We start from the raw sequence: 7,458 nt of genomic DNA on the forward strand, positions 1-7,458 counted from the left end.
GCCGGCCGTCACCAGCCGGCGGGGTTCCCCGCGTCCAGGGCGAACACCGTGCCGTCGGGCGCGGAGGCGTAGACCCGGCCGTCGGCGACGACGGGGGCGGGGAGGGTGGCGCTGAAGGTGCCCTGCGCGGCGGCCATCCGGGGCCTGGTCTGCCCGAGGAGCCTCCCGGCGGCGGCGTCCACGGCCAGCAGCCGGCCGTCGGACGCGGTCAGGTAGACCCGCCCGTCCGCGAACACCGGCCGGGAGGCGGAGGCCATGCCCGTCTCCAGCTGCCAGCGCTCCTTGTCCGGGCCCACGGCGACGAGCCGCCCGCCCGTCCCGAAGGCGTAGGCGGTGCCGTCGGGGCCGATGGCCGCCTCGGCGTCGAACAGCGGCACCGCCAGCGTGGTGCGGTGCTGGGCACGGGTCGCCAGGTCCACCCGTACGACGGCCCTGGTCCGGCCGGACGCGTCGTCGTCCAGCAGGTACGCGGCACCGCCCGCCACCCCCGCCAGCCGCAGCAGCCCCGACGTGCGCAGCTGCCAGCGTTCGGCGCCGCTGTCCGGGGCGACGGAGGCGAGCTGCGTCGAGCGGCCGTCGGCGTCCCGCGAGGCCACGTACAGGGCGGGCCGCCCCGCCTCGTCCGGCCCCGGCCACCAGACGGAGCCCACTCCGCCGATCCTCTTCGTCCAGTGCGGGGCGCCGGTGGCCGCGTCGAGGGCGGTCACCTCCCCGGTCGGCCCGGCGAGCAGCACCCGGTCGCCGGCCACCACCGTCTGGGTGGCGTCCGGCAGGGCCCGCTTCCAGCGCTCCGCCCCGTTGCCGGGGTCCAGCGCCTGGAGCAGACGGCTCCCCGAAGCCACCGACAGGAGCACCCCGCCCCCGTACCGGGGGACGCTGTCCGCCGCCGTGCGGTCGGCGCCCGCCGCCGACCGCACGGACCAGAGTGCCGCGCCCTTCACGGGGTCCAGCCGCGCCACGGCCAGGCCCCGCCCCGAGCAGTACAGCCCGTCGGCCAGCCAGGAGCAGGCCGCGGCCCGGTTGCCGGTGCCCCGGTCGCCGACCTCGGCGGTCCAGGGGGCGAAGCGCTGCGCCGTCCCCGCCCCGTGCGCGTCCTGCGGGCGGGACGGGCCGTCGCCCGCCTCCAGGTACAGGTACCCGCCCGCGGCCGTGGCGGCCAGGGCAAGCCCGACGGCGGCCGCGAGCAGTGCGCGGCGGCGCCGGCGGGGCTTCGACGGGGGCCCCGCCTCCGGGGCCGGTCCGGCGGCGGGTGCGGCCCCGCGGTCGTGCTGGTGGGTCAGGACCTCGTCGGCGACGGGCAGGCGCGGTCGCGGTATGAAGGCCTGGGTGTCCTCGGCCGTCGGGCTCGTCGCGGCCCGGACCTCCGCGATCAGCGCCTCGGCGGTCGGCCGCTCGGCCGGGTCCTTGGCCAGGCAGCGCGTCACGATCGGCACGAGCCGGGCCGGCAGCCCGGTCAGGTCGGGCTCGCTGTGCACGACCTGGTACGCCACCAGGTAGTGGCTGTCGGAGTCGAACGGCCCCCGCCCGGTCGCCGCGTGCACCAGCACCGCACCCAGGGCGAACACGTCCGCGGCCGTCCCCACCTCGCGCGGCCGCTGGAACTGCTCGGGCGCCATGAAGGGCGGGGTCCCGATCAGTTTGCCGGTCTCCGTCCGCAGGTCGCTGTCCGCCGGGCGCGAGATGCCGAAGTCGATGACCCGCACCCCGTCCGGCGCCATCAGCACGTTGCTCGGCTTCAGGTCCCGGTGCACCACGCCGGCCCGGTGGATGTCCCGCAGCGCCTCCGCCAGCCCGGCGGCGAGGCGGGTGAGCTCGACGGGGTCCAGGACGCGTTCCCTCACCCGCTCGGACAGCGTCGGGGCGTCGATGAACAGGGTGGCCATCCAGGGCCGTTCGGCGTCCGGGTCGGCGTCCACGACGGGAGCGGTGAAGGCGCCGCTCACCCTGCGCGCGGCCGCGACCTCCTGCCGGAACCGCGCCCGGAACTCCGGGTCCACGGCGTGCTGGGCGTGAACGACCTTGACGGCGAGTTTCAGCCCCGAGCTGGAGGCGGCCAGGTGGACGACGCCCATGCCGCCGGAGCCGAGTACGGATTCGAGCCGGTACTGCCCGGCGTACTCCGGAAACCCGGCGGATTCCGCGCGCAGCGACTGCACCGCTCATCACCCCCGAAGGAGCCTAGTCGATGGCCCATGGGAACATCCAAGGGCTTGCTACCCTGCGCGCGTTGCACGGAGCAACACCCATGGGGGGAGAATCCACATGTCCGTAGAGAACGATTCCAGCCAGATCGAGGGCCTCGCGGCCGCCGACTCGGGCTTCCAGAGCTACCAGGTCGCACCGGGCTACCAGGTGAACGTCCGCTCCGGCCCGGGCACCAACTACTCCCTCGTCCGGGTCCTGCCCCTGGGCGCCAGCGTCACGATCCGCTGCCAGTGCCCCGGCACCACGGTCTCGGGCCCGTACGGCACGACCGACCTGTGGGACTGCATCGGCAACGGCCAGTTCGTCTCCGACGCCTACGTCCACACCGGTTCCGACGGCTACGTCGCCGGCCGCTGCGGCTGACGCCGTAGCCGGACGGTCAGCCGTTCTGCCAGGTGAGACACCACCGGCGGGTCAGTCCCGCCGGTGGATAATCGCCGGTGTGAGCGAAGAGCAGCGAGACCAGAGCACCCCCGCAGCGCCGGCCGGGCAGCCCGCCGGGCCGCAGCCCGAGCCGATCCGGTTCTTCGGCACCACCTGGGTGCACCACGATAGCGGCTACGCCCTGCGCCGCGCCGCCGTCGCCGTCGGCTCGTTCGTCGCCGCCGTGATCGGCGCGTACCTCCTGCGCCTCGCGTACCAGGGCCTGGAGATCGGCAACGTCGGTCCCTTCCTCAGCATCTCCGTGATCGTGCTCTTCGGGATCGCCACCGCCATCGCCTTCGCCAAGACCTGGGAGTCCTTCGGCCGCCGCCCCGCCCCGTCCTCCGACGAGGCGGCCCTCAAGGGCCTCAAGACGATCGGCTTCATCGGCTCCCTCCTCGCCTACTTCCTGCGCAGCCTCACCGAGGCCCCCGGCGAGAAGCTCCGCCGCGCCGAGCACGAGCGCGCCGCCGCCGAGTACGCCCGCCGCCGCAGCGCCCGCACGGGCAACCCGTCCGCCCGCCGCCGTTCCAAGCGCAGGAAGTAGCCGCGCCCCGGCCGACGAAGCGGCCGAACCTCCCCACGTCAGGCCGATTGACGCCCGGCACCCCCGGGAGCATTATTCATCGCGTGAAGAATAATCAGTCGGACGAGCCCCCGCCCGCCGTCCACGCCCGCGACCTCACCGTCCGCCGCGGCACCGGCCGCAACCCCCGCACCGTCCTCGACCACATCGCCTTCGACGTCCCCCGTGGCCGCATCACCGGCCTCCTCGGCCCCTCCGGCTGCGGCAAGTCCACCCTCATGCGCACCGTCGTCGGGACCCAGGCCCACGTCACCGGCACCCTCGACGTCCTCGGCCGCCCCGCCGGCCACCCCGAGCTCCGCTCCCTCGTCGGCTACGTCACCCAGGCCCCCTCCGTCTACGACGACCTCACCGTCCGGCAGAACCTCGACTACTTCGCCGCCGTTCTCGACCCCGGACGCGCCGCAGCCGACCGCCGCCGCGCCGCCGTCGAACAGGCCATCGCGGACGTCGACCTCACCAGCCACACCGCCGCCCTCGCCGGAAACCTCTCCAGCGGGCAGCGCAGCCGCGTCTCCCTCGCCGTCGCCCTCCTCGGCACCCCCGAACTCCTCGTCCTCGACGAACCCACCGTCGGCCTCGACCCCGTCCTGCGCCGTGACCTGTGGGACCTCTTCCACCACCTCGCCGCCGGCCGGGGCACCACCCTGCTCGTCTCCTCCCACGTCATGGACGAGGCCGAGCGCTGCCACGGCCTGCTCCTCATGCGCGAAGGCCGCATCCTCGCCCAGGACACCCCCGAAGCCCTCCGCGCCCGCACCCACAGCGCCACCGTCGAAGAGGGCTTCCTCCGCCTCGTCGACGAGGCCAACCCGGCCCGCGACCGGAACGCGGACCCGAACGCCGACCGGAACGCAGACCGGAACGAGATCACACTCCCCCGGGAGAACCGGCGATGAACGGCGCCCGCACCCTCGCCACCGCCGCCCGCGTCCTGCGCCAGCTGCGCCACGACCCGCGCTCCATCGCCCTGATGCTGCTGGTCCCCGTCCTGATGCTGACCCTGCTCCGCTACGTCTTCGACGGCAGCCCGCGCACCTTCGACAGCATCGGCGCGTCCCTCCTCGGTATCTTCCCCCTCATCACGATGTTCCTCGTGACCTCGATCGCCACCCTGCGCGAACGCACCTCCGGCACCCTCGAACGGCTCCTCGCCATGCCCCTGGGCAAGGGCGACCTCATCGCCGGCTACGCCCTCGCCTTCGGTGCCGTCGCCGTCGTCCAGTCCCTCCTCGCCACCGGCCTCGCCCTCTGGGTCCTCGGTCTCGACGTCATCGGCTCCCCCTGGCTGCTGCTGCTCGTCGCCCTGCTCGACGCCCTCCTCGGCACCGCCCTCGGCCTGTTCGTCTCCGCCTTCGCCGCGTCCGAGTTCCAGGCCGTCCAGTTCATGCCGGCCGTGATCTTCCCCCAGCTGCTCCTGTGCGGCCTGTTCGCCGCCCGCAGCACCATGCACCCGGTTCTCGAAGGCATCTCCGACGTCATGCCGATGTCCTACGCCGTCGACGGCATGACCCAGGTCCTCACCCACACCGACATGACCGCGGCCTTCGTACGCGACACCGTCATCGTGGCCGCCTGCGCCCTGCTCGTCCTCGCCCTCGGCGCCGCCACCCTCCGCCGCCGAACCGCCTAGGGCCCGCGCCCACGGACCGGACACCCGTCCCGCCGCACGCCGCCCGGTGCGAGGATGACCCCGTACGTCTCCACGTTCGTTCGGCGAGGTGAATCGGGCATGACCCAGACAGTCGCAGTCCTCGGTACCGGCAAGATCGGCGAGGCCCTGCTCAGCGGGATGATCCGCGGCGGCTGGCCCGCGGCCAAACTGCTCGTCACCGCCCGCCGCCCGGAGCGCGCCGCCGAACTCCACACCCGCTACGGCGTCGAGGCCGTCAGCAACGCCGAGGCCGCCAAGCGCGCCGACACCCTCATCCTCACCGTCAAGCCGCAGGACATGGGCAAGCTCCTCGAAGAGCTCGCCCCCCACGTCCCCGCCGACCGCCTCGTCATCAGCGGCGCCGCCGGCATCCCCACCGCCTTCTTCGAGGAGCGGCTGGCCCCCGGCACCCCCGTCGTCCGCGTCATGACGAACACCCCCGCCCTCGTCGACGAGGCCATGTCCGTCATCTCGGCCGGCAGCCACGCCACCGCCGGGCACCTCGCCCACGCCGAGGAGATCTTCGGCGGCGTCGGCAAGACCCTGCGCGTCCCGGAGTCCCAGCAGGACGCGGCCACCGCCCTCTCCGGCTCCGGCCCCGCCTACTTCTACTTCCTCGTCGAGGCCATGACCGACGCGGGCATCCTCCTCGGCCTGCCCCGCGCCCAGGCCCACGACCTCATCGTCCAGGCCGCCATCGGCGCCGCCGTGATGCTCCGCGACAGCGGCGAACACCCCGTGAAGCTCCGCGAGGCCGTCACCTCCCCCGCCGGTACGACGATCAACGCCATCGTCGAACTGGAGAAGCACGGCGTCCGGGCGGCCCTCATCGCCGCCCTCGAAGCGGCCCGCGACCGCAGCCGCGAACTCGCCACCGGCAACAGCTGACGCACGACGCGCGCACGGACGGAGGCCGGCCCCGCACCCGGGGCCGGCCTCCCCCTTTTCATGCGGGCAGCAGCCCGATGGCCTCGTACGCCCGGTCCACCACGGGCCGCGCGATGCCCCGCGCCCGCTCGGCCCCCTCCCGCAGCACCCGCTCCACCTCGCCCGGATCCGCCGCAAGCCCGGCGTGCCGCTCGCGCAGCGGCCGCAGCAGCTCCACGACGGCGTCGGCGACGTCCCGCTTCAGCGGCCCGTACTGCGTGTACCCCTCGGCCAGCTTCTCCGGGTCCCCGCCTGTACAGGCGGCCAGGACGTCCAGCAGGTTCGCCACCCCGGGCCGCGCGGCACGGTCGTAGACCACCCCGCCCTCACCGCTGTCCGTCACGGCACGCATCACCTTCTTGGTGATCACCGCGGGCTCGTCGAGGAGATAGACGATCCCGGCGCCGTTCTCACCGGACTTCCCCATCTTCGACGTAGGGTCCTGGAGGTCCATGACCCGCGCGCCCACGGCGGGCAGCGTCGCCCTGGGCACGGTGAAGGTATGCCCGTACCGCTGGTTGAACCGCACCGCCAGGTCCCGGGTCAGCTCCACGTGCTGCCGCTGGTCCTCGCCCACCGGCACCTCGTCGGCGGCGTAGGCCAGGATGTCGGCGGCCATCAGCACGGGGTACGTCAGCAGGGACAGCCGTACGCCGTGGCCGGCCGACTCCGCCTTCGCGGACTTCTCCCGGTACTGGATCATCCGCCGGAGCTCGCCGTCGGTGGCGGTGCACTCCAGCAGATAGGACAGCCGGGTGTGCTCGGCGACGTGGCTCTGGACGAAGAGGGTGCACCGCCGTGGATCCAGCCCGGCGGCGAGGAACAGCGTGGCGTTCTGCCGGGTGAGCCGCCGCACCCGTGCCGGATCGTGCTCCACGGTCAGGGCGTGCAGGTCGACGACGCAGAACAGCGCGTCCGTGGGCGTGTGCTCGGCCGCGACCCACTGACGCAGGGCCCCCAGGTAGTTGCCCAGCGTCAGGTGTCCGGACGGGGTGATCCCGCTGAAGATCCTCGTCATGTCCTGTCTCTCCCTCGCGTCCTGCGGAGTGGTGTCGGGGCCGCCGCGTCGGGCGACCGAGCCACTCCCGGGAGGGGGAGAAACAGAAACGGCCGCCGTGGCGGCGGCCGTGAGCGCATGCGTGCTCGCGTGGATGGTCGGCCGCCGTCAGGCGGGCCACCAACGAAGGCTGAGCGCGGGTGCATGCGTGGTCATGGGAGGCAGCGTAGCCCCTGGGACATGAGGACCGTGCGAGTTTCGCCGGACGGTCAGCCGCGGGTTGACACGCCTGTTCCCGGTCCGTAAGGTTCTTCGAGTTGTCCGACGTGAGCGCCGACTCCGGTCGGTCCCCGGACAGCCATCCCGCACTACTCATTCGAACGAACGACGCACTGTGTCGTCTCGTTTTCATGCGTATTTGCGAATGAGGAATCCGCGTTCCAGGACGCAGCCGCCGATTGGCTTCGGGGGCAGGGAATCCGCTACTGTCTCACTCGCCGGAAGGGCCCAACAGCCCGGAACGCACATCCCGCTGACCGGGAATCAGGCCCGAAAGGATCTGATAGAGTCAGAACCGCCGGAAAGGGAAAACGCGAAAGCGAAGAACCTGGAAAGCGCCGAGGAAGTCGGACACGAAAGAGTCTGATAGAGTCGGAAACGCAGGAA

Annotated in this window: 7 protein-coding genes; 5 read left to right on the forward strand and 2 right to left on the reverse strand. The window is 73.1% G+C overall.

Annotated elements, in window-relative coordinates; translation table 11 throughout:
* Positions 1-8: 8 nt before the first annotated feature.
* Positions 9-2,156: a protein kinase gene (locus ACFY15_RS08225; protein WP_390688003.1), complete on the reverse strand. Its 2,148-nt coding sequence runs from the start codon at positions 2,154-2,156 to the stop codon at positions 9-11.
* A 106-nt stretch (positions 2,157-2,262) separates the two neighbouring features.
* On the opposite strand from ACFY15_RS08225, the gene ACFY15_RS08230 reads away from it, so the two are divergent.
* The 5 genes from ACFY15_RS08230 (at position 2,263) to proC (ending at position 5,756) form a co-directional block, all read left to right on the forward strand.
* Positions 2,263-2,568, forward strand: a complete 306-nt coding sequence (locus ACFY15_RS08230) for a peptidase (RefSeq protein WP_390688002.1) — start codon at positions 2,263-2,265, stop codon at positions 2,566-2,568.
* A 79-nt stretch (positions 2,569-2,647) separates the two neighbouring features.
* Positions 2,648-3,175 (forward strand): hypothetical protein, encoded by a 528-nt coding sequence (locus ACFY15_RS08235; protein WP_390688001.1) that lies wholly within the window; start codon positions 2,648-2,650, stop codon positions 3,173-3,175.
* Positions 3,176-3,258: 83 nt separating this feature from the next.
* Entirely contained in the window at positions 3,259-4,113 is an 855-nt protein-coding gene (locus ACFY15_RS08240; RefSeq protein WP_390688000.1) for an ABC transporter ATP-binding protein, read from the forward strand.
* Positions 4,110-4,847: an ABC transporter permease gene (locus ACFY15_RS08245; RefSeq protein ID WP_390687999.1), complete on the forward strand. Its 738-nt coding sequence runs from the start codon at positions 4,110-4,112 to the stop codon at positions 4,845-4,847. The genes ACFY15_RS08240 and ACFY15_RS08245 overlap by 4 nt, the downstream gene beginning before the upstream one ends.
* Before the next feature lie 99 nt (positions 4,848-4,946).
* Positions 4,947-5,756: a pyrroline-5-carboxylate reductase gene (gene proC, locus ACFY15_RS08250; RefSeq protein ID WP_366449638.1), complete on the forward strand. Its 810-nt coding sequence runs from the start codon at positions 4,947-4,949 to the stop codon at positions 5,754-5,756.
* Between the two features lie 58 nt (positions 5,757-5,814).
* On the opposite strand, the gene trpS is transcribed toward proC, so the two are convergent.
* Complete coding sequence (gene trpS, locus ACFY15_RS08255; RefSeq protein ID WP_390687998.1) at positions 5,815-6,813, reverse strand: tryptophan--tRNA ligase; 999 nt, start codon at positions 6,811-6,813, stop codon at positions 5,815-5,817.
* Between the last annotated feature and the right edge of the window lie 645 nt (positions 6,814-7,458).

It is taken from the genome of Streptomyces sp. NPDC001373, from assembly GCF_042895815.1.
GTDB lineage: Bacteria > Actinomycetota > Actinomycetes > Streptomycetales > Streptomycetaceae > Streptomyces.

Excerpts from the sequence above, each read along its gene's own strand:
- ACFY15_RS08230 (WP_390688002.1), top strand. The coding sequence starts at position 2,263 with ATGTCCGTAGAGAACGATTCCAGCCAGATCGAGGGCCTCGCGGCCGCC.
- ACFY15_RS08245 (WP_390687999.1), top strand. The coding sequence starts at position 4,110 with ATGAACGGCGCCCGCACCCTCGCCACCGCCGCCCGCGTCCTGCGCCAG.
- proC (WP_366449638.1), top strand. The coding sequence starts at position 4,947 with ATGACCCAGACAGTCGCAGTCCTCGGTACCGGCAAGATCGGCGAGGCC.
- trpS (WP_390687998.1), bottom strand. The coding sequence starts at position 6,813 with ATGACGAGGATCTTCAGCGGGATCACCCCGTCCGGACACCTGACGCTG.